Origin of the sequence: Bacillus sp. FSL L8-0193 (genome assembly GCF_037976065.1) — a bacterium.
Taxonomy (GTDB): domain Bacteria; phylum Bacillota; class Bacilli; order Bacillales; family Bacillaceae; genus Bacillus; species Bacillus paralicheniformis.
In genome coordinates this window covers 555,349-577,889 of the sequence record NZ_CP150261.1, presented here as the reverse complement: position 1 = coordinate 577,889, position 22,541 = coordinate 555,349, and the positions used below count along the sequence as shown (strand labels likewise).

Below are 22,541 nucleotides of genomic sequence, written 5' to 3'. Positions count from 1 at the left end.
GGAGCGAATGTTGCAATTCGTGAGCACCGACGCGCAGGCCTGACAACGAATGCGAGGGTTTGTCGACACGCTGAGAGGGACTGTTTGTCAGCCCCTCTCTTCACTGTACATTAACCGCTTCTTCTTTGACGTCCGCCTTTTTCACCGTTTTCTTGATAGAACTCCTTGTCATGGTTTCGGCTTGTGGCTTCTCCGCCTTTTTGACCGATCTCCTGGTAGAATTCTTTGTCATGGTTTTTGCTTGTGGCTTCTCCGCCCTTTTCACCGATTTCCTGGTAGAATTCTTTATCATGGTTTCGGCTTGTGGCTTCTCCGCCTTTTTCACCGATTTCCTGGTAGAATTCTTTGTCATGATTACGGCTTGTGGCTTCCCCGCCTTTTTCGCCGATTTCCTGGTAGAATTCTTTGTCATGATTTTTGCTTGTTGCTTCTCCGCCTTTTTGACCGATCTCTTGGTAGAATTCTTTATCATGGTTTTGGCTTGTTTTTTCTCCGCCTTTTCTGCCTGCTTCTTCCCTGCTCATTTTGTTGTTGTCATTATTGTTTGCCATTTTCGATTCCTCCTTTTGAAGTGTTATGGTTTTTACATTCCACATTTCAAAAAGAGTAAACACAAATAGCACATTCACGAAAGAGTCCGGGAATCATGCAATCATCCGCTGCCTTTTACCGTCCATTCCGGTACCGGAGCCGGCGTATTGTTCTGCAGCGTCTTAGATATCTCGGCAGGCTCTTCAAACAGGGTAATGTTGATGGATTCGAACGTACCTTTCTGATTCGTTCTTTCATATATTGCATCATGATGATCGGCCATAAAGTTCAAATAATCGCGCTTTGATTTCCAAAGCACGAGGACAAGGGCTTCCGGCCCGTTTTCTGTTTCCATCCATCCGCCCCACTGTCTGATGAATCCGCTGACGTTTTGCAGCGGAGCCCATTTGGCCTGCGCCTCGCTGAATGCATGAAGCTGTTGTCCGGCTGGTTTGCACCGTATCAGCTTCAGCACATTCCCTTCCGCGAACGGGACGGTTTCCGCATTAGTTTTTTCTATACAAAGGTTAACCGACCTTACATCAGCGCGCGTCCGGTGAATGACGCCTTTCGGAATCAGCAGGGAATCGTTCGCTTTCAGGACTTCTGTGGGACGGTCCTGAAAGTCGATCAACAGCTCTCCTTCCAAAACAATAAACAGCTCATCTGAGCCGGGATGGAAATGCCATACGTATTCGCCCTCCAAAACAGCAATTCGCATACAATGGTCGTTCACTTCCGAAACGGAAAAATTGGCATGCTTTTCTGTGACTTCCTTTGTCAATTCAAGAAGACTCGTTTTGCGATCCATCAGCTTCACTCCTCTTTCATTTGATTTTCTCCCGAACTTATTTTACCATTTGACTTTTGAGCGTTCGCCTTTTAAAGTGTTGGATATTGGTGAAAAAACGGTTTGAACCTATAGAAGAGGTGTACATCATGCAAAATCAAAACGGAAAAGCTTCAGGGCTTTTGCCGCTGTTTTTATTTGTTTGTTTATTCGTTGGATCAGGCTTGATCACAGGCGATTTTTACAGCCTGCCAATCGTGGCCGCGGCGCTTGCGGCATCGGTTGTCTCACTGGCGATGAACAGTAAGGAGAAGCTCAGCCAAAAGACGGAGTGGTTTGCGAAAGGCGCTGGACACCCCGATATTATGATCATGGTGATGATCTTTATTTTGGCCGGCGCGTTTTCATCAGCCGCAAAGGCGATGGGGGCCGTCGAATCAACCGTTAATCTTGCGCTTTCGTTTGTACCGGGGCAGTTTATGGTTGCCGGTTTATTTATCATCGCTGCGTTTATCTCTGTGTCGATGGGCACGTCAACCGGAACGATTGCTGCGCTCGCTCCGATCTCAGCAGGGATCAGCGCCGAAATCGGCGTTCCGGCGGCCTATTCGGTTGCTGCGGTTGTGGGGGGCGCGATGTTCGGTGATAACTTATCATTTATTTCCGATACGACCATTGCCGCTGTCCGCACACAAAAGACGAAAATGTCGGACAAGTTTAAAACGAATTTCCTGATCGTCCTGCCTGCCGCGGTTGCCACGGTCATCCTGCTGATGGTGTTTTCAGCCGGAGGGCATCCTGCCGCACAAGCCGGGACTTACAGCTGGGTGAAGGTGCTGCCGTATCTCGGGGTTCTGATATTCGCCCTTCTCGGATTTAATGTTATGGCCGTTATTTTCGGCGGCATCGTGTTAGCCGGAGTAATCGGTATTTCCGACGGCAGCCTGACGCTTCATACGTATTTAACCGCGATCACCGAAGGCATCGGCGGGATGTCCGAACTGATCATTTTATCGCTTCTGATTGGCGGAATGGCGGAAATGATGAAGCGAAACGGCGGGATCGCATTTCTCCTTCAATTTGTATCGCGGAGAATCCGTTCAAAAAAAGGAGCGGAAGCGGGCATTGCCGGCCTTGTCAGTGCGGCAAACCTGGCGACGGCCAACAATACGATTGCCATTATTACAGCGGGGCCGCTGGCAAAAGATTTATCCGACCGGTACGGAATCGACAATAGGAAATCGGCGAGCATCCTCGATATCTTTTCCTGTGTGGTACAAGGATTGATTCCTTACGGCGCGCAAATGCTGTCAGCTGCACAAATCGCGAAAATATCGCCTGTCAGCATTCTTCCTTATTCTTTTTATCCGATTTTGATCGGCGTCTGCGGCATATGCGCGATTATCTTCAGACTGCCTCGCTTTACGGAAAAAGCGTAACTCCATGAAAAATGCTGCCGTTATCGAAACGGCAGCATTTTTATCACTCTGTTTCTGCGGCGTCCAGCTCCGCAAGCCTTTCCATGATCCTCCGTTTTTTATACATCATCATTCCTGTTTCGGCAACGCCGTTCACCATTGAACGGTTTGAGATTGCGCCAAAGAGGATGCCTGCGACGGGCACCATTTGAAACAGCTTTTTCCATCCGAAAGAATCGCGGTATGTATAAACAACCTCCCGCCAGCCTTGAATTTGCGAAATCATATTTTCCCGTGAGCCTGACTGTAGATGGTATCGGCTGAGTTCCTGAATGATCGCCCTTTTCCCGACAATATCAGCGGCGCTGAGCTGCAGGCATTTAATAATGAACATCCGCTCCGTTTTTTCTTTAGGATCGTAGCCGTAAGACACCGCGATGTCCTGTAATGTCTTCAATGAAAGGCCGAGGATGGCGGGAATATCGACGGCAAGCGTGAATAAGCCGCCGACACCTGTTGTCGCTCCTTGGACAGCCGCGGTATTCGCCCTGTTTTTTCCGAGGTTTTCACACATTTGATCCATCACTTCCAAAGGAGCCCTTTGAATATCTTCGACCGTTTCGATCGTTTCATCCGGCAGCTTTTTTTGAAACTGGCGGATCAGATGTTTTTCGGACGTTAAATATTGGCCGCCGTTTTGAATAAAGCCGCCGATTTCGTCGAGCAAGAGACCGATTTTATCTTGAATGAATGCCGGTGTAAGCTTGTCCAGAACCTTGAACGGCAGCCGCCCGATCCTTTCCCAAAACCACGCTTTCTGCTGTTCTTTTTCCCATTTTTCAATTTTTTTCAGTTCGTTTTCCAAATCTGTTTTATCGTTGCGCACAGAAGGTTCGCCCTCTCAATCGTGTTTTTTTATAGTATACAATGATTCACTTTATGAATCCGTGTTTTTTGATCGGCAGCCGGAGGGTAAACCTTTATGTAAAAGGAGGAATGATCAAATGCCATGGTCAATGGAAGACTATCCCGCTTCATTGAAGCATTTGGACAAACCGGTAAAAAAGAAAGCCATTGAAATTGCGAATGCAATGGTAGACGAAGGATACGACGAAAGCCGGGCGATTCCGATCGCGACGAGTCAGGCGAAGGAATGGGCGGATAACAGGAGCAAAAGCGAACTCAAATCCTATGCGGGGGAAGCTGATGAAACGGTACGCGGTGACAGCGGTTCGAGCAGCAGGCCGGAGCTTGCGGAAAAGTGCGAGCATGTCATTAAACACGAAAAAGGCTGGGCAGTCAAAGCCGAAGACGCCAAGCGGGCCAGCGAAGTAAAGGATACAAAAGCAGAAGCCGTCGAACGGGCGAAAGAAATCGCCGAAAACAAAGGCACTGCCGTCATCGTCCATAAAAAAGACGGCAGTGTGGAGCGGAAGATCAGGATGAATTAACGGGGCGCTCCGTTTTTGGAGCGTCTTACTTTTTTCCCCGCCAACTCCAATACAGCATCAGCTGCTTTTTGATAGCCGCCGGCATCGCGGAGCGAGCGGCCGATTTTGGCGGCTCCGTCTTTATAGGAGCGGTTTTCAAGCATATCTTTAATCGTTTTTTGTAAAACAGCCGGAGAAAGTTCATTTTTATCAAGCTTGATCCCGGCCCCTGTCCGTTCCACCTGAGCTGCGACGAAAAACTGGTCAGCACCCATCGGAATGACGATGAGCGGCGTATCAAAATACAGGCCTTCATTTGTACTGTTCATGCCGCCGTGGGTGACAAATACATCGGCTTTTTTCAAAACCTCCAATTGCGGGATATACGGCCTCACGATAAAATGATCCGGTATGGTGCCGAGATCCGCGGGGTCCGTTGATTTCCCAACAGCCATAACCACCTTGCCGTCAAAGTCTTTCAACGCTTCGATACACATATGATACAGCTCTTTTTGCTGATTAAAGATCGTGCCCATCGAGATCACGATGACGGTTTCCCCCTCCAGCTCAGCGAACGGGAAGCTGCCTGGATCCTGTCTGCTCGTAATCGACGGCCCGACAAACAAATAGTCATTTCCAAATCGCTCGGCATGAGGCTGAAACTCCCTGGAGGTAAAGACAATCGTAATGTCCCCCGGACAGGAGAATACGTCAAACGGCTTGTCGAGACTGACGGGGTACCGCTCACTTAATTCGCCAAGGGATTGCTTCAATTTTTCAAAATACGGCGAGCTTTCAAGGTCGCCTTGCAGCGTAAACGTTTTTGCGAACGTCTCGTCCATTGCAAATGTCGTACATAACGAAACGCTCGGCAGCCCAAGCATTTCAGCAATGATTTTCCCCGCCAAAAAGTGATGGTCATATATCACATAATCATAAGACTCGTCCCTGACTTCCTGGCAGATGAGCTGAACGATCTCATCGACTTTACCTGACATATTGTATACCAACTCGGCAAAGTCCATCTTTTCTCTTTCTTTTTCGGGTGATAAAGCCTCTCTGAAATCCGGGTATAAACGGACTTCCGCCCCTGTTTTTTTAATTTTTTCAGCGTATTCCTCAACTGCATAATAGACGATGCTTTCTCCTCGTCTTTGCAGCTCCTTTGTGACGCCAAGAGAGGGATTGATGTGCCCCTCTCCCGGGAAATTGATCATCAGTACATGTCCCATCACAGCTCTTCCTTTCTCATACGAAAATTTATATAAGGAAATTTACTACAAAAAGATAAATGAAGTAAAGAAATTTAATTAAGTTAATAATACATAAACATAACTATATGACCATTTGTCTGTTTCTGCATATCTTTCCTTTAAATTTTTTTGCCATGCAAATGAGCGTATATTATTAGAGAAAACAGGCTCTTTATTACTTGACAGCCCCAATCAGAAGACGATTTTCCTTTTTTTAAAAGCAAATTAAAACACGGCCGATCGAGGCACAATACATCATAAGAAACAACCTACGGAGGTTTTGCCATGGATACGAAAGCAACCAGGATCGAAAAGGATTTTCTAGGCGAAAAAGAAGTTCCGGCTGACGCCTATTACGGCGTACAAACCATGAGGGCCGTGGAGAACTTTCCGATTACAGGCTACCGGATTGATGAAGAGCTGATTAAAGCTTTGGCAATGGTCAAAAAAGCGGCGGCTCTCGCCAATATGGATATTAAACGTTTATATAAAGAGCTCGGCGAAGTCATTGTAAAAGCGGCCGGCGAAATAGCGGAAGGGCTCTGGCACGATCATTTTATTGTCGACCCCATTCAAGGGGGCGCCGGCACTTCAATGAATATGAATACAAATGAAGTTATCGCAAACAGAGGTTTGGAGCTTTTAGGAAAAGAAAAAGGTGATTACTTCCATTTAAGCCCGAACACACATGTCAATATGGCCCAATCAACGAATGATGTGTTTCCGACAGCCATTCATCTGGCCACATTGAATCACTTAAGACAGCTTATATCGACGATGGAACATATGCTGGATGCCTTCCGCCAAAAAGCGGAGGAGTTCGATTCCGTTATCAAAATGGGCCGCACTCATCTTCAGGATGCCGTTCCGATCAGGCTCGGTCAGGAATTCGAAGCCTATTCCCGGGTCATCGAACGCGATATTCAGCGGATCAAGCAGTCTCAGCATCATCTCTATGAAGTCAATATGGGAGCAACCGCAGTCGGCACAGGTTTAAACGCTGATCCGAGATATATTCAAAGCGTTGTCGAACACCTATCAGATATCAGCGGCTATCAGCTGAAAGGCGCTGACCATCTTGTCGATGCCACACAAAACACGGATGCCTACACAGAAGTATCGGCTGCATTGAAAGTCGGCATGATGAACATGTCCAAAATCGCCAACGATTTGCGTTTAATGGCGTCAGGCCCGAGGGCAGGGCTTGCCGAGATCCGGCTGCCCCCCCGCCAGCCCGGCTCCTCCATCATGCCCGGCAAGGTGAATCCGGTGATGCCTGAACTGATGAACCAGATCGCATTTCAGGTGATCGGCAACGATCATACCATCTGCCTTGCATCAGAGGCGGGGCAGCTTGAGTTAAACGTGATGGAGCCCGTACTCGTCTTTAATTTGCTGCAGTCGATTAAAATCATGAACAACGGATTTCGCGTATTTACCGATTACTGCATCACCGGGATTGAAGCGAATGAGATCAGGCTGAAAGAATTCGTCGAAAAAAGCGTAGGAACGATTACGGCCGTCAATCCGCACCTCGGCTATGAAGCTGCCGCACGAATTGCAAAAGAAGCGATCGCCACAGGACGGTCAGTGCGCGAGCTGTGTTTGCTCCATGATGTTTTGACAGAGGAAGAATTGGATCTCATTCTGGATCCGTATGAAATGACGCATCCGGGCATCGCAGGCGCTTCGCTTCTCGAGGAATAGCCAGCCGTCTTTCTCAATATGCTTTCAAGCGTTTATAGACGCCCGAGACGGGCTAAACATGTAATATAAATCAATTGAAAGAGGTGGAAAGACAATGTTAGGATTTCTCGTTTCTTTAATCGTAGCCATTGTCATCGGTTTAATAGGAGGCGCAATCGGAGGCCACGGTGCACCAGGAGGTATTATCGGCTCCATGGTTGTCGGCTTTATCGGAGCCTGGATCGGCCACGGGCTGCTTGGAACGTGGGGGCCTGATATTGCGGGATTCGCCATCTTTCCGGCGATAATCGGAGCCGCAATTCTCGTCTTCATTTTAAACCTAATCTTCCGCGGGAGAATGGGTTCTCAGGCATAATATCCGGCCAGCATCGCCCAAAAGCGGTGCTGGTTTTTTGTTTGGGCGAAACCGTTCGCGCATATACTATAACATCTTATGGTTGACAATTGATCATCGCGGGCATATGATGATGATATAATTTTTGCACTAAGGAAACTTTTATGTGCAAGGAAAAACAACTGAGAATCTAGGTGAATCAAATGGTCAGTCACGATTTGTCCAAACACTCGCAAATATCAAAAGAAGCTCAAGATGCACTGGACGGAAAAAGCAAAGGCTTCAAAAGGCTGCTCCCTTTTTTGGGTCCGGCGTTTATCGCGGCTATAGCTTATATTGATCCCGGCAATTTCGCCACAAATATCGCGGCTGGTTCGAAATACGGCTACTTGCTTTTATGGGTGATTCTTTTTTCAAATATTATGGCTTTGCTGATTCAGTCGCTGTCTGCCAAGCTCGGAATTGCAACGGGTAAAAATCTGCCCGAAGTCGCCAGGGAAGAATTCCCTAAACCGGTCTCCATCGGCTTGTGGATTCAGGGAGAGCTTGTCGTGATCGCGACCGACTTGGCTGAATTTATCGGAGCTGCTCTCGGTCTCTACTTGCTGTTCGGCATACCGATGCTTGAAGCATCGATTATTGCAGCCGCCGGATCTTTCGCGATTTTGGAACTGCAAAGGCGCGGCGTCAGGCCGCTAGAAGCGGCGATAACAGGAATGCTGTTCATCGTCGTGATCGCTTTTGCCTTTCAAACCTTTTTTGCAAAACCTGATATCGGTTCGGTTTTGGAGGGCATGTTTGTTCCCCGCTTCGATGGTGCAGACAGCATCCTGCTGGCGGCGGGAATCTTGGGAGCGACCGTGATGCCGCACGCCATCTACCTCCATTCCGCTCTCACCCAGCGGAGAGTGATCGGAAAAACGGAAGCGGAAAAGAAGAAGATATTCCGGTTTGAGTTCATCGACATTTTAATCGCCATGCTGATTGCCGGAGCAATCAATGCGAGCATGCTGATCGTCGCCGCTGCACTGTTTTATAAGAACGGCATTTTTGTCGAAGACCTTGATGTAGCCTTCAGCCACTTCAGCAGCATGGTCAGTCCGCTTTCCGCCGTACTGTTCGGCGTCGGCCTGTTAATCGCCGGTTTATCAAGTTCGTCTGTCGGAACGCTTTCAGGAGATATTATCATGCAGGGCTTCATTAATTTCAGGATTCCGCTTTATTTAAGACGGTTCATTACGATGTTGCCGCCTATCGCTATTATTGCTTCAGGGGTAAATCCGACAACCGCTCTTGTCTTGAGCCAGGTCGTCCTGTCATTCGGGATCGCCTTTGCCCTTATCCCGCTTATCTTATTTACGAGCAATAAACGCATTATGGGGAGCCTGAAAAATGCGAAGTGGATAACAGCCGTCTCCTGGCTGATCGCCGCCTTAATCGTCGCCCTTAATATTTTCTTGATTTACGATACATTTTCTGGTTAAAGCCGACCTTGGTCGGCTTTTTTATATTATACTGAAGAAAAGGGGGATTCTGGATGTTTAAATTAATGGTGCGTGATGATCTTTATTTAAAAATGCTCGAACCAAAAGATGCCAAAGCAGTTTATATGCAGATCCAGCAGTCTAAAGATGTGTTGCGGAAATGGCTGTTTTGGGTGGACGGCACAAAGCAGCTGGAGGATACCGAAGCTTTTATCGAAGAATGCATGAAACAGGCCGCTGCGAACAACGGGTTTCAAGCGGGAATATGGCATCAAGGCCATTTTGCCGGAATCATCGGACTCCATTATATCAATTGGATCAACCGTACGACTTCGATCGGCTATTGGCTGGGGGAGCCTTTTCAAGGAAAAGGGCTGATGACTGATGCCTGCCGGGCGCTGATCGACACGCTTTTCAGCGAATACGATTTAAACAGAATTGAAATTAGAGCCGCTGTTCAAAACGTAAAAAGCCAGGCTATTCCGGAAAGGCTCGGCTTCACGAAAGAAGGCTGCCTCAGGCAATGCGAGTGGCTCCACGACCACTTCGCCGACCATTTCGTATACGGGCTCCTGAAGGAGGAATACCTCGCCCGCAGCAAATGAGTCCGGGATTTGTCACACGCATTTTACACTGCAATCTGGTATGATAGATAAAAAAATATGGAGTTTTGATTATGAAAGTATTTATACTGTTTTACCTATGGATTGTCCCGCTCGTCATCGGGCTGATATTTTTCCGGGTGACCCAGCGGACAAGCTTTAAAAAAAGGTTTTATCCAGGCTATATCATGATCGGTCTTGCTGCGGCTGTATTTGCCGTCTGTTACCTGATCGGACAGCCTTACCTCGGGAATTTCTTCGGCGGCACAATGCTGTTCGGCACCCTGCTGCCGTTCATGGCTGCCGCCATGAAGAAAAAGAAATAACGAATACCAAAAACCCCGGCTTTCCCAAAACATGCCGGGGTTTTTGATTACTTATTTTCTCTGTTTGCACCAAAACCCGCTGATTCACAAATCGGTTTTCAGACGACTGGGCTTTATTTGTTCACTAGATCAACGTCGATCACCTGATAGAAAGCGTTTTCAGTATCAGCCACATCCCAAACGGCCAATATCACATGATACCCGGAGCGGTCTTCTGGAATGTAAATTTGGTGAGATAAATGGCGGGATGCAGGGGAACCATCATGCGGAACGGTTCCAATCCGTTCGAAATCTGCACGCTTTAGCGGTTTGTCAGGATCCCAGCCTTTTTTGGTGATATAGTAGTGCCATTGGCTGGTGTTGTGGGGGGCGGTATATGTCCAGGTAAAGGTGTGTTCTCCGCCGGTCATGATATGTTTAAACCAGCGATTTTCCGACTGCTGATCAAGAATCCCGCCGAACAGTCCGCCCGCGGATGCTATTTGTCCGTCTGCCGGGCCGTCATGCGGAAACCCTTTTTTCGCTTCCAGGCTTTGCGGCTCATACATCACGCTTCCGCAGTTCAGATTGAGAAGTCCGTAAGCCTCACTGCACAGAGCCGCTCTGCTCCCTGGTTTTTCGACAAAACCATGAGCGAAGGCGTGCTGAGGAATGATTGACATCAACAGCAATCCGGCTGATAGTATGAAAGCTGTACTGAAGGTACTTTTCTTAAAATAATCCACGTTTCAATCCCCTCTCTTTTTATTGTGTTGAGACGGGTTTTGATGCAAAAAGAAAAAACGCGGATATCCCAATACTATCCATCAAATTTTAACATCTGAACATGATAAAGCCAAGGGACGATCTCCCTTGGCATCATACTAAAAAATCCTTTTTAAACTTTTTTTCAGCGGCGGCAAGTCGAGCTCTTTTTTCTCAACCAGTTTTTTGATCATATATTTGCTGTAGTTGACAGCTTGTGTATAAGATATTTTTCCCGGAAGCGGCGGTTCATCTGCTATGGCCACATCGATAATCGACGGCTTTTGTGATTGAAAGGCATTTTTCAAAGCCGGAATGAGCTCTTCGTGCTTTGTCACGCTGAAGCCCTTCCCGCCGCAGGCCTCGGCAAACTTGGCATAATCGACATTTTCGAGCGCTGTTGCATAATTAACATGCCCTTTTTCCTGCTGTTCATATTGAATCATTCCCAAGTTCTGATTATTTAAAATCACGACAACAATGGGGAGGTCATATTTGACAGCAGTCGGAAAATCGTGCATGGACATGCTGAAGCCGCCGTCTCCGCACACGGCTACAGCTTGGCGCTCCGGATTGGAAAGCTTTGCGGAAATCGCGCCTGGAAGACCGCATCCCATCGTGCCAAGCCAGCTTGAAATCAGAAAATCCTGATTGGTCATATTAAAATGGCGCGCCGTCCAAACCGTCACATTTCCGACGTCAACAGACAGGACCGCATCATCGGCGACTGCGTCCTCAAGCCTTGCAATCACCTGCTGAGGCTTGAGCGGTTCTGTCGCCACCTGTTCGTCTTTTTCAATTTCATAGCGCCACTTCCTCATATGTTGTATACAGCTTTCCAAAAATGCGCGGTTCGATTTCCGTTCAATGGTTTTCGTCAGTTCCATAAGCCCTTTTTTCGCATCGCAGACAAGGCCGGTGGTGACAGGATACCGTTTGCCGATTTTCGCCGGGTTGTTATCAAGCTGAATAGCCGGCGCATCTTCCGGAAGATAATCGCGGTACGGAAAAGAAGTCCCCAGCATGATCAACAGATCGCTTTCCTCCATCGCTTCATATGCGGGTTTTGTACCGATGTGTCCGAGATTCCCGAGCATGTGCGGGTGCCGATCGGGTACGACTCCTTTTCCGGGGAGCGTAACGATGATCGGTGCGGCCGCTTTATCGGCAAACTCGAGCAGCTCATCTCTTGCCGATTTCATTCCCTTTCCGGCTAAAATCACCGGCTTTTTCGCATGATTAATCAATTGTGCACACTGCATCAGCTGGCTTTGCTTCGGTTGAAGATCGCCTTCAATATAAAGCGCAGACGTATAAACCGGCTTCCGCTTAATCTTTTCCGCAAACAGATCATCGGATACGCTCAGTACGGCGACCCCTTTTTGGCTGTAGGCGGTACGGATCGCCTGATTTAAAAGATCAGGCAGGGCTTCGGCCGAATGAACCTGCTGATTAAAGACAGCCACATCCTCAAACATTCGTTCAAGACCGATCTCCTGAAAGTAATCTCTTCCGATTTCATTCGAAGACACCTGCCCTGTAATCGCCAGCACAGGCGCCCCGTCAGCTTTCGCGTCATACAATCCGTTCAGCAGATGAACGGCACCCGGGCCCGCTATCGAAAGGCAGACGCCGATTTTGCCTGTCAGCTTCGCATCAGCTGCGGCAGCGAGAGCAGCGGTTTCTTCATGGCGCACTTGAATGAAGCGGAGGCTGTTTTCTTCATGCCGCAATTCATCGATAAATTCGTTGACGCTGTCCCCCGGCATGCCGTAAACATGATCAATATTCCATTCCTTCAGCAGTTCTGCAGCTACTTTTCCTGCGGTTTTGTTTGCCATATCACGTCCTCCTTTGTTTCTTCCATACCACTTTTTCGCTGCCGGGAAACGTGATCCGGCATGCTGACGAAAGTGAAGGAAACCACGACAGCGGCTGTTTCATGCTTTGTGTTCCCAGCCGTACTCATCTCGCATAAAGATCTCTCCGCCACACTGCTGAACTTGAAGCCATGCCCGGTAAATCCGGCGGCACCTATCCTAAGCACCACTCCATGTATACATGATCAAATCTACTAAAAGGCTGCCGCTCATTTTGATATGCCCCAGCGAAGTTAGACAATAAAATGTCATGAAGCGGTTAGACTGGCATGAGTCCGGAATTGTATGGCACTCATGCCTTTTCATTTGGTCTTCATCCTTTAGAGCAATTGCGGCGCAGTTCATTCACACAAGTGTTGAAACTTTTTTTAATATTTAAATTGTTATAATTTAGGTTCGGAGTTATAATTTAACAGAAATAAACCGAATTTGCATAGCATCGATGAAAGTTAAGATTGTTAAATCCTTCGTCAAACACAGGGGTGGTCGTGGCGGCAACTATTATAATCTGCTTTTATAAAATTTTTAGCATTTGATACTGGATTGTTTATCCAATCATCCTGATCTGTTGGGTCAGCAGTGCTCGTACGTATGTGAATCCACCTGTCATGCGGCATTGTATCAAGGTTACTCCATTTTAGAAGGACAAGCTGGTCTATTCTATTAATGCAGATACCACGACAATTTCAATCCGCTTGTTAAGTCTCCTCGGCACGTTAGATATTCATAATGCTGCAGATTATCAGTTTCAAGTGCTGTGGAAGCCATCTGTCTTCGAGATTCGGTTGTTGCGATCTGAAGGTAATTTCACTGAAACTATAGTCGAAACACTCAAATCTTCTTATCTTATTAACCGTATACTTCATAGTCTAAGTTTCGGGTGAAAAGGAGAGACGCGGATCGTCAAGGTAAAGTCCCTCTCTTTTATCAAAAGAATTTAGAATTGGAGGCATTTACATGTTATCAGAAATAGAAAAGGGGCTTGAGGGCCTGCGTGTAAAACTTGATCGTATTGATGAACAACTGTTGGATACATTGAAAGAACGTTTAGAATGCTGCATTAAGATTGGATTATACAAACGCGAGTATAATATTCCGATGATGCAGCCGCACCGAATTAACTTTGTCCAGGAACGGGCAGCTCGATACGCTGACGAGAATGGTTTAAGTCAAGAGTTTTTGCGTAACCTTTATGAGCTCATTATTTCTGAAACGTGCAGGGTTGAGGATATCGTAATTGACCATTCAGAAAATCGGAGACAGGACATTTCTTCAAGCCTGGCCGGCCAAAAAAGAAAAAGGGAGGAATTGTTTAATGGGGGCAGGGATACAAACACTTCTAATTGACAACTATGATTCATTTACTTACAACCTGTATCAATTGATCGGCGAAGTAAATGGCCGACCGCCAATAGTTGTCCGTAATGATATGGACTGGTCACAAGTGCCGATTGATGAGATTGACAACATCGTGATCTCCCCAGGCCCCGGTCGACCGGAACGGGTTGAGGACTTTGGTATTAATGCAACTATTATTCAAGAAGCTAAGCTGCCAGTCCTCGGAGTCTGTCTTGGACATCAAGGCATAGCTCATTTGTTTGGCGGGAAGGTGAACCACGCTTCTGAGCCTATGCATGGACGAACATCAGTCATTCACCATTCAGGGGTTGATATCTTTGACGGGCTTCCTCCTGAGTTCTCTGTCGTACGCTATCACTCCCTTGTCGTTACTGATCTGGGTGATGATGTGGAAGCGATTGCGTGGACAAAAGATGAGTTGATTATGGGGCTTCGACACCGCAATCTGCCGATTTGGGGTGTGCAATTCCACCCCGAGTCAATCTGCAGTCATTATGGGCACGAGTTGCTTGCCAACTTTAGAGACCTGACTCCGAAGCGCACTGAACGATCCAGACCGTCTCCCAAATTAAAGGAGCCTTCCCATTCTAAAAGCGATTTCTACCGGATCCATTTTCGAAAATTATCGAGATTTCCTGACGCTCAGTTAAGTTACCAGACACTATTTGCTGATGCACCTCATGGATTCTGGCTTGACAGCAGCAGTGTCATCGAAGGCTTGTCACGATTTTCCTATCTTGGCGATGGTGCGGGAGAGAATGCTGAATATTTGACCTATAGAGTAGCAGAGGGTGTTGTAAAAGTACAACGTTCGGGTCAAGAGACGGAGTTCATTCAACAGTCATTTTATGATTATCTTGATGAGCAAATCTGCCGTCGGGCAACATCTACTCCGGAAGGCCTTCCCTTTGACTTCAATCTCGGCTATGTGGGCTACATTGGCTATGAGCTAAAAGCTGAAACTTGCGGGAGCAGCCGGTATCAATCTGAGATTCCTGATGCAGCCCTGCTTTTCGTTGACCGCATGCTTGTTTTTGATCATCTTGAACAGGAAGCCTATCTGTTGTGTCTTTCGACTGGGGATGAGGATAAGCAAGCACTCAACTGGCTAAATACGGCAGAGCGAATCTTGAATGACATTCCTGCTGCAGCAAACGATTCGGACAAGGATTCAGTCCTTACATCCGTGCCGGACCACAATATCCCAATCGAGTTTCGGCATAACCGGCCTTCTTATCTTCAACTGATCAACAATTGCTTAGAAGAAATCCGCAATGGTGAATCCTATGAGATATGTTTGACTAATTCCGCAACTGTTTATACCCCTATAGATCCTTGGATTACGTATACGCATCTGAGAAGAATCAGTCCGGTTCCCTATGGGGCATTTTTAAACTTTGCGGATGCAGCAGTACTAAGTGCCTCTCCGGAACGGTTCCTCTCAATCGGTACTGATCGTATCGTTGAGTCCAAACCGATCAAGGGTACCCGGATGAGAGGCAGGACTTCTGCTGAAGATCACCAATTACGAAATGAGTTGCTAAGTGATGAAAAAGATCTCGCAGAGAACTTAATGATCGTTGACTTAGTCAGAAATGACCTTAACACTGTTTGTGAAATAGGATCTGTTCATGTACCTAAGCTTTTCGATGTAGAAACATATGCACCAGTTCACCAGTTGATCTCGACGATTCGCGGCACTATACGTCCGGACAAATCAACGGTTGATTGCGTCCGCGCTGCTTTTCCAGGCGGTTCGATGACCGGTGCTCCGAAAATTCGGACGATGGAAATCATAGACCGACTCGAGAAGGGCCCCCGCGGTGTCTACTCGGGCAGCCTCGGCTGGTTTGGACTGAGTGGAGCTGCGGATCTTAGTATTGTTATCCGCACAGTTGTTGTGACCGATGACAAGGCGACTTTTGGTGTCGGAGGAGCGATCGTAGCATTGTCAGATCCAGAAGAGGAATTCAAAGAAACTCAGGTTAAAGCGCGAGCTATGGTCTCAGCTATCGCAGCAGTGGAAGTCTCTGCAGTGGGAGGTTCAAGATGAGTCAGGAAATAAGGCAGTGTGTGATTGCGGGAGGAGCCGGCGGCATTGGCGGGATGTTTGCAGACCTTCTTGAAGAATCGGGTGTTGAAGTATGTATTATCGATATGAATCCTCCTTCCGTTCGTCGACAATTCATGAAATGTGACATTACGGTTCCGACTCCACAGGCCAAAGATAAGATCCAAAAGGCCGACATGGTGATGCTCGCTTTACCAGAGACCGCGGCTCTTCAAGCAGTAAAAGTTGTCGGGGCGTTAATGAAGCCTGATTCTCTCTTGGCGCACACTCTTTCTGTACAATCACCCATATTTAACAAAATACACGCTTTGGGTTTGCCTTTCGAAAGCATAGGTCTTAACCCTATGTTTGCTCCCAGCCTTAGTATCGTGGGTAGACCGGTAGCTGTCATCGTTCAAAACGATGGGCCTAAAGGAAGTCATTTGATTCAGATGATTTTAGATTGGAAAGGTCGTCCGGTGCTATTAGAAGCTGAGGAGCATGATCAATTGGCCGCGGCTTTGCAGGCACTCACTCATGCAGCGATACTCACCTTTGGATTGGCGCTCGCGGAATTAGATGTTGACATTGCAAAACTTGGTTCTCTTGCACCCCCTCCGCATGCAACTATGCTTGCGCTACTGGCACGGATTAGTTCTGGAACACCGGATGTGTATTGGGACGTCCAATCCGTGAACCACCAAGCAATGACGGCGCGTGCTGCACTGGCTGAAGCAGTTGCATCGTTGAATGAATCGGTGAGGGATCAGTCCGTATTCACCGAACTGATGCGTAAATCCCGAGAGGTATTTGGATCTGAAATAGCCCATTACCAAGATCTCTGTACTAGTATCTTTGAAGGTCCAATCGCACCAAAGGAGGGAAAGCACAGCCAAACCAATCCCCCGGTTAATTGAATTTTAAAAACAACTGATTCCTTTGAACAGCTTTCCGGGATAAATAGAAGTATGAAAATATCGTGTAGATTCCCGACTTTTCCACTGACAAGTTCGCTAGTTTTGTGATATTTGGTCACATTAAAACAGCCTGCCGTTTCCGGCAGGCTTTTTGATGATTATTGATCAAGCTTCAGCTTCTTCAGCTGTTCGGCGAGCGCGTTGTTGATTGGCTCATCTTTGTTTTGCTTTTTCATGTAGGAGTGTACATCGCGTTTTGATGCTTTTGAATTTTTGTCTTTTGCCCTGCGCTTTTCGAAAACGGAGAGTTTTTCTCTGTGGCCGCAGACGCAGGCGAATGTCTGGCCTTCTCCGTGTCCTCGCAGTTCCATGCGCTTATGGCAGTTCGGGCAGCGGGCGTTCGTCTGTTTGGCGACTGTTTTGCGGTGGCCGCACTCCCTGTCCTGGCAGACGAGCATTGTGCCGCGTTTGCCGTTTACTTTCAGCATCAGTTTTCCGCAGTCAGGGCAATGGGTCCCTGTGATATTGTCATGCTTAAACGTTTGATTGCTGCTTTTGATTTCTCTGATCGTCTGCTTTGCGTACTCCTTCATTTCTTTGATAAAGGCGGAGGATTTCAGTTTTCCTTTCGCAATGCCTGACAGCTTCTGCTCCCATTCAGCGGTGAGGGCAGGAGATTTTAAATCTGACGGAACAAGCTCAAGGAGCTGTTTTCCTTTTGAGGTGATATAGATATCTTTTCCTTTTTTCTCGATCAGGAACGTGTTGAACAGCTTTTCGATAATGTCGGCGCGTGTTGCCACCGTCCCGAGTCCGCCCGTCTCTCCGAGAGTTTTCACAAGGTTTTTTTCTTCTCCCTGCATAAATGCGGCCGGATTTTCCATCGCAGACAGTAATGTTCCTTCATTAAACCGCGCCGGCGGTTTTGTTTCACCCTTCGTCTCTGTCAAAGACCGGACGGACAGCGTGTCGCCTTTTGCGAGTTTAGGAAGGGTTTGATCCTTTTCTTCCTCGTCATCATCTTCGTCTGCGAAATCGTACACCGCTTTCCAGCCTTGCGACTGAACGGTTTTCCCTTTTGCCGTAAAGGTTTCTCCGCCGATTTCGGCAAACACTTTAGTTTCTTCATATTCAAACGGCGGCATTAAAACGGCGAGGAAGCGCTTCGCGATCAAATCGTAAAGCTTTCTTTCCTTTTCGCTTAACGCGCCGAGCGCAAGCGGCTCTTCCGTCGGAATAATCGCGTGGTGATCGGATACTTTCGCATCGTTAACAAAGCTTTTATTGGCTTTAACGCCATGCTTTAAGATCCGGGTCACATGCTGAGCATAAGGCTTCACCTGCATGCCTTCCAAACGGTCTTTCAGCGTAGGGACGATGTCATTAGAAAGAAATCTTGAGTCCGTCCGCGGATAGGTGACGAGCTTATGCTGCTCATAGAGCTTCTGCAAAACGGACAGCGTTTCTTTTGCGGAAAATCCGTAGCGTTTATGGGCGTCCCTCTGCAGCTCGGTCAGATCATAAAGTCCGGGGGCAAAGCTTTTTTTCGCCGTTTTTTTCAAGTCGACGATAGCGGCCGGTTTGCCTTGCAGCGCTCCTGCAAGCTGTGACGTCACAGACGCGTTGAAAGTGCGGGTCTGCTTCGTTTTCTTGTCCTGCCACGTCAGCGTCATACCGTCAACCGCTGCACGCAAGCCGAAATAAGGGACGGGTTTAAAGTTCTTGATATCTTCCTCTCTTTTCGCGATCATTGCCAATGTCGGCGTCTGTACGCGTCCGCAGGAAAGCTGGGCGTTGAATTTCGTTGTCAGCGCCCTCGTCGCGTTGATGCCGACGATCCAATCGGCTTCAGCTCGAGCCACGGCTGAATGGTAAAGGTTTTCAAAGTCTTTGCCGTTCTTTAAGTTTTTAAATCCGTCTTTAATCGCTTTGTCTGTGACCGATGAAATCCACAGGCGCTTCAATGGCTTCGTAATCTTTGCTTTTTCGATGATCCAGCGGGCGACAAGCTCGCCTTCCCGGCCGGCATCGGTTGCTATGACGATGTCTTTGACGTCTTTTCTGATCAGCTGCGATTTAACCGCCTGAAACTGCTTTCCGGTCTTTTTAATGACGACGAGCTTTAAAGGCTCGGGGATGATTGGCAGATCTTCAAGCCGCCAAGACTGGAATTCCTTTCCGTATCCTTCAGGGTCCGCCAATGTGACCAGATGGCCGAGCGCCCATGTCACGATATAGCGGTCGCCTTCAAGATATCCGTTTCCTTTTTTATGACACTTCAGCACGCGGGCCAAGTCACGGCCGACTGAAGGTTTTTCTGCTAAAACGACTGTTTTAGACAAGTCCATCACATCACTTTCTTGTTCATGCATCCTTTTATTATAACAGATGATACAGATGCAGCTCTAATGTTCATGATTCCTTTATTTCAATTTCAGAAAAAATGACGTGTGTCACGGTTTGGGCATATGGTGATGTTTCATTGATAAACGCTTCGATCTGCGCCAGGCTCTCTGCATTGATTTTCAGCATATAGCAGGCGGCTCCCGCGATCCGGTAGCAGAATTCAATATTCGGGAGGCGTTCGATATATGCTTTAAACCTTTCGTATTCCCCGTTTTTCACCGTTGCTTCAATGATGCAGGATACGGGAAGGCCGACCTTTTGGTAATCGATGTCCAGCGTATATTTTTTAATGACGCCGAACGATTCGAGCCGCCTGACCCTTTCGGTCACAGACGGCGCGGAAAGGCTGATCTTCCTGCCCAGCTCCCGCATCGATAAACGGCTGTCTTTCTTTAATTCGGCTATGATTTTAAAATCGAGGTCATCAATTTTCATATGTAACTTTATTCCCTTCATTCTATTTCATCATTTTAATATTATCATGAAAATTCTTTCGTTCGAAATTCATTTTTCACTTCTGCTTATATATGATTATGAAGAGGTGATCATCATATGACAAGAATCAATTTTTCAGACAGAGGAGAGACGCCGTTTCAGCGGCTGCTCGGACACTCCGAAAGCCTGATGTCAAACTGGACGGCTTTAGCTGAGGAGCTGTCAGGAGACGGCTTTTTATCAAAGGAACTGAAGGAGCAGGTGCGCCGCGTGCTGGCTCAGGGAAACGGATGCGAATATTGCAAGGCAAAGGGGAAACCCGAGATCCCGAATCAGCAGAAAACGAGCTTTGCAATGGGGTTTGCAGAGGTCTTTTTAGCGCAGAGGGAGCGCGTTTCAGACAGGCAGTTTGATGTTTTAAAAGAAGTGTTTTCAGAAGAAGAAATAACGGAATTGACCGCATTTATTTGTTTTACGACTGCCCAGCAATATTTCGGCGCTTTAATGAAGCTTCCGGCAGACGCATAAATCCAACGGAGAAAAAACCTGTCATATTTGTCCCCTTTTGGTTTATAGTATAAAGGTAGACTATCACTCCACAGGAGGTATACTATGCTGCAAACGCCGATTGGCCGCCTTCGGTTGATGGGTTTTATTGAAGGCATTTCGCTTTTAATCCTGCTGTTTATCGCCATGCCGCTTAAATATTGGGCGGATTATCCGATGGCCGTTACGATTGTCGGATCGCTTCACGGCGGATTGTTTATTTTGTATTTGTTTGTTCTGTTGTATGCGACTTTTGTGCTGAGGTGGTCTGTGAAATGGCCGGCTGCCGGTCTTGTGGCCGCATTTGTTCCGTTCGGCAATTTCCTTTATGACCGGGGACTAAAAAAATATGATCAGTAAAAACCGCCGGGAAACCCGGCGGTTTTTTTGATCACTCATTTAAAAAGCGTTTCAGCTCTTCCTTGTTTTGTTCAAGGTCTAAATCGAGGACCGCCCCGTATGTTGGATCGTCTTTGTTCGTGAATGATCCGTCAACCGGGAGCCTGAAGCTTTTGGTTTCTTTTACGCTTCCGAGCAAAAAGTCTTTGCCGAGGGAGAAGATGACGCCGTTCGGAATGTTTGTTTCAATATACGGATCGACGAGCCCCCACAGCTTCGGAAGCTGGGCGATATTTCCGATGCTCATCGCTTCTTTTTGAAGCTCTGAAAAGATTTCCTGCTGTCTTCTGACCCGTCCAAAATCGCTTTCTCTGTCATGCCTGAACCGGACATAGCCCAGCAGCCTATCACCGTGAAGAATTTGTTTTCCCGGCTGCAGTGTCATGCCGATTCCGTACGACATTTTTTTCGGAACGTCGACTTCGATGCCGTCAGGCGCCACCGCATCAACGATTTTGGCAAAACCTTTAAAATCGATGATGGCATAATAGTTAATGTCCAAATCAAAGGATTCTTTTAATGTTTTTCTGACGAGTTCCGGGCCTCCGTATGCATAAGCCGCATTGACTTTTTGCTTGTCATATCCCGGTATGTCGACATAGCTGTCCCTCATAATCGAAATCAATTTAGGCTGTTTCTGCTTTTTATTATAATGGATCACCATCATCGAGTCAGACCTTGAATGGTCTTCCCCTCTTGAATCGATCCCTAGAACGAGGATGTTCACTTCATCAAGATCAGAGCCTTCCCCGTTAAATTCAAACTGACCGTCTTCTTTAAAATCCCCGTCAGATTCGGATAAGCCTTTTTTGTATTCAAAGTAGGTATAACCCGCTGCTGCTATGATAACCAGCAACATTAAGGTAAACAGGCGCTTTATGATTTTTCGCCTTTTTCTTTTCGGTTTTCTTACTCTTACTCTAACCCTCTCCACTTTTATCACCGCCACACATAAGACTATCACAGGATCAAACAGCGGGCAATTAATAAAAGAAAGATCAAGCCGTCTAATCGTGTCGAAAAAGATAATCTTTTGTTTTCATTTGTTTCATTTTGAAAGAAAAATGATCGAATTTTGATCTTTTCGTCAAAAATCGACTACATCCACTTCGTCATCCATGCGATATAGTAAGAAGCCGGGATAAACAGAACTTGGGCAAAAATCGTCCCGGCCACCCTCGATGTTGCCATCGTGATCGAAGCCCATTTCAAATAGGTGTAGCTCCGCCTCCCTTTTGCTACGTCATCTGCAAGTACCGAAACCTTCGGATCGACAAACAGCGCCAGCAACATCGTCGCCACCCCGTTGACAAGGCCGGAAGCCATCACCGCGGTCGTATGCCTTTCGGGCACGAGGACGCCCGCATAAAGAGCGGCAAGAACGCCGATTGTATAAATCGCCGTGATGGCCATGTTCAAGACAAACAGCCGCTTCGGTATGTAGCGGAACCGAAAGTCTTTCATATATTCCAGACTCGGTCTTCTCGCATAATGCTTGGCATGCTTGAAGATATTTTTTGAGAACGCCTTGCGAAACACTTGCAAAACGGAGCCGTTTTCCCCTGCCAAATGAACAATCGCTCTCGAAAATACGGCGACAAACGTCGGCAGAAGCAGCATTCCGAAAATTGTGCCAACGGTTGAACCAAAGATTAAAAACCGAAATTGGCTGCCGACGAGGGAAAGTGCGTCCGCACCCGCAACATCGACAAGCTTCCCCGTCACAGGCTGCTGAACCATATTTGACATTCTTGAGACGATGACCATCACATTAAATAATGACAGCGCCGATGCGATAAATCCGACTCTCGCGCCTGACAGACGAGCGGCGTATGCGAGCGTTTCGATGGAATGGATCAGCAACAGAAAACAAAAAATCAATAGTACCTTAGATGTTAAAAAGTCCATTTCTCTTCCTCCAGTCTATAGG

20 protein-coding genes and 3 pseudogenes are annotated in these 22,541 nt (G+C 47.3%); 12 read left to right on the top strand and 11 right to left on the bottom strand.

Annotated features, from left to right (window positions below; translation table 11 throughout):
* Positions 1-110: 110 nt before the first annotated feature.
* From gsiB to MHH76_RS02865, 3 genes and pseudogenes are all read right to left on the bottom strand, one after another.
* On the bottom strand, positions 111-551 hold the full coding sequence (gene gsiB / locus MHH76_RS02875) for a glucose starvation-inducible protein GsiB (protein ID WP_023857883.1): 441 nt from the start codon (positions 549-551) through the stop codon (positions 111-113).
* Positions 552-652: 101 nt separating this feature from the next.
* Positions 653-991 (bottom strand): annotated as a pseudogene (locus MHH76_RS02870) (YdbC family protein); the annotation flags it as partial.
* 33 nt (positions 992-1,024) lie between these two features.
* Positions 1,025-1,342 (bottom strand): annotated as a pseudogene (locus tag MHH76_RS02865) (cupin domain-containing protein); the annotation flags it as partial.
* Positions 1,343-1,470: 128 nt separating this feature from the next.
* Here MHH76_RS02865 and MHH76_RS02860 point away from each other — a divergent pair.
* The gene (locus MHH76_RS02860) at positions 1,471-2,760 is read left to right on the top strand and encodes a Na+/H+ antiporter NhaC family protein (RefSeq protein WP_043054073.1); all 1,290 of its coding nucleotides are present in this window, start codon (positions 1,471-1,473) and stop codon (positions 2,758-2,760) included.
* 43 nt (positions 2,761-2,803) lie between these two features.
* On the opposite strand, the gene MHH76_RS02855 is transcribed toward MHH76_RS02860, so the two are convergent.
* A complete protein-coding gene (locus MHH76_RS02855; RefSeq protein ID WP_023857886.1) occupies positions 2,804-3,625 on the bottom strand; it encodes an EcsC family protein in 822 nt (273 codons plus the stop codon).
* Positions 3,626-3,743: 118 nt separating this feature from the next.
* Here MHH76_RS02855 and MHH76_RS02850 point away from each other — a divergent pair, with 118 nt between their 5' ends.
* Positions 3,744-4,190, top strand: a complete 447-nt coding sequence (locus MHH76_RS02850) for a DUF2188 domain-containing protein (RefSeq protein ID WP_043054072.1) — start codon at positions 3,744-3,746, stop codon at positions 4,188-4,190.
* Here MHH76_RS02850 and MHH76_RS02845 read toward each other — a convergent pair.
* The gene (locus MHH76_RS02845) at positions 4,187-5,401 is read right to left on the bottom strand and encodes a macrolide family glycosyltransferase (RefSeq protein ID WP_043054071.1); all 1,215 of its coding nucleotides are present in this window, start codon (positions 5,399-5,401) and stop codon (positions 4,187-4,189) included. The genes MHH76_RS02850 and MHH76_RS02845 overlap by 4 nt on opposite strands.
* Before the next feature lie 306 nt (positions 5,402-5,707).
* Between MHH76_RS02845 and aspA the strand changes: the two genes are divergently transcribed.
* The 5 genes from aspA to MHH76_RS02820 all read left to right on the top strand — a co-directional run bounded on the left by aspA (position 5,708) and on the right by MHH76_RS02820 (position 9,875).
* Entirely contained in the window at positions 5,708-7,129 is a 1,422-nt protein-coding gene (aspA, locus tag MHH76_RS02840) for an aspartate ammonia-lyase (protein ID WP_043054070.1), read from the top strand.
* Positions 7,130-7,223: 94 nt separating this feature from the next.
* Positions 7,224-7,484: a GlsB/YeaQ/YmgE family stress response membrane protein gene (locus MHH76_RS02835; protein WP_020450235.1), complete on the top strand. Its 261-nt coding sequence runs from the start codon at positions 7,224-7,226 to the stop codon at positions 7,482-7,484.
* A gap of 182 nt (positions 7,485-7,666) precedes the next feature.
* Complete coding sequence (locus tag MHH76_RS02830) at positions 7,667-8,947, top strand: Nramp family divalent metal transporter (RefSeq protein ID WP_020450234.1); 1,281 nt, start codon at positions 7,667-7,669, stop codon at positions 8,945-8,947.
* Between the two features lie 53 nt (positions 8,948-9,000).
* Positions 9,001-9,552, top strand: coding sequence for a GNAT family protein (locus MHH76_RS02825; protein ID WP_020450233.1), 552 nt, complete (start codon positions 9,001-9,003; stop codon positions 9,550-9,552).
* Positions 9,553-9,623: 71 nt separating this feature from the next.
* Entirely contained in the window at positions 9,624-9,875 is a 252-nt protein-coding gene (locus MHH76_RS02820) for a hypothetical protein (protein ID WP_020450232.1), read from the top strand.
* Between the two features lie 119 nt (positions 9,876-9,994).
* On the opposite strand, the pseudogene MHH76_RS02815 reads toward MHH76_RS02820, so the two are convergent.
* Positions 9,995-10,600: pseudogene (locus tag MHH76_RS02815) on the bottom strand (lytic polysaccharide monooxygenase); the annotation flags it as partial.
* Between the two features lie 138 nt (positions 10,601-10,738).
* A complete protein-coding gene (locus MHH76_RS02810; protein ID WP_035337173.1) occupies positions 10,739-12,460 on the bottom strand; it encodes a pyruvate oxidase in 1,722 nt (573 codons plus the stop codon).
* 996 nt (positions 12,461-13,456) lie between these two features.
* Between MHH76_RS02810 and MHH76_RS02805 the strand changes: the two genes are divergently transcribed.
* The 3 genes from MHH76_RS02805 to MHH76_RS02795 are packed head-to-tail and all read left to right on the top strand — an operon-like array spanning position 13,457 to position 16,825.
* Positions 13,457-13,846, top strand: coding sequence for a chorismate mutase family protein (locus MHH76_RS02805; protein ID WP_025810086.1), 390 nt, complete (start codon positions 13,457-13,459; stop codon positions 13,844-13,846).
* Positions 13,815-15,911, top strand: a complete 2,097-nt coding sequence (gene pabB / locus MHH76_RS02800; protein WP_043054069.1) for an aminodeoxychorismate synthase component I — start codon at positions 13,815-13,817, stop codon at positions 15,909-15,911. The genes MHH76_RS02805 and pabB overlap by 32 nt, the downstream gene beginning before the upstream one ends.
* Positions 15,908-16,825: a prephenate dehydrogenase dimerization domain-containing protein gene (locus MHH76_RS02795; protein WP_043054068.1), complete on the top strand. Its 918-nt coding sequence runs from the start codon at positions 15,908-15,910 to the stop codon at positions 16,823-16,825. Before pabB ends, MHH76_RS02795 begins: the two co-directional genes overlap by 4 nt.
* Before the next feature lie 158 nt (positions 16,826-16,983).
* Here MHH76_RS02795 and MHH76_RS02790 read toward each other — a convergent pair whose 3' ends face one another.
* Both MHH76_RS02790 and MHH76_RS02785 read right to left on the bottom strand, forming a co-directional pair.
* Positions 16,984-19,167, bottom strand: coding sequence for a DNA topoisomerase III (locus MHH76_RS02790; protein WP_023857894.1), 2,184 nt, complete (start codon positions 19,165-19,167; stop codon positions 16,984-16,986).
* Between the two features lie 70 nt (positions 19,168-19,237).
* Positions 19,238-19,666, bottom strand: coding sequence for an Lrp/AsnC family transcriptional regulator (locus MHH76_RS02785; RefSeq protein ID WP_023857895.1), 429 nt, complete (start codon positions 19,664-19,666; stop codon positions 19,238-19,240).
* Between the two features lie 117 nt (positions 19,667-19,783).
* Between MHH76_RS02785 and MHH76_RS02780 the strand changes: the two genes are divergently transcribed.
* Both MHH76_RS02780 and MHH76_RS02775 read left to right on the top strand, forming a co-directional pair.
* On the top strand, positions 19,784-20,194 hold the full coding sequence (locus MHH76_RS02780; protein ID WP_020450223.1) for a carboxymuconolactone decarboxylase family protein: 411 nt from the start codon (positions 19,784-19,786) through the stop codon (positions 20,192-20,194).
* 84 nt (positions 20,195-20,278) lie between these two features.
* Complete coding sequence (locus tag MHH76_RS02775) at positions 20,279-20,572, top strand: DUF3817 domain-containing protein (RefSeq protein WP_031305229.1); 294 nt, start codon at positions 20,279-20,281, stop codon at positions 20,570-20,572.
* Positions 20,573-20,603: 31 nt separating this feature from the next.
* On the opposite strand, the gene MHH76_RS02770 is transcribed toward MHH76_RS02775, so the two are convergent.
* Positions 20,604-21,545, bottom strand: coding sequence for an LCP family protein (locus MHH76_RS02770; RefSeq protein WP_023857897.1), 942 nt, complete (start codon positions 21,543-21,545; stop codon positions 20,604-20,606).
* Between the two features lie 164 nt (positions 21,546-21,709).
* Positions 21,710-22,519, bottom strand: a complete 810-nt coding sequence (locus MHH76_RS02765) for a lipid II flippase Amj family protein (RefSeq protein WP_026580574.1) — start codon at positions 22,517-22,519, stop codon at positions 21,710-21,712.
* Positions 22,520-22,541 lie beyond the last annotated feature (22 nt).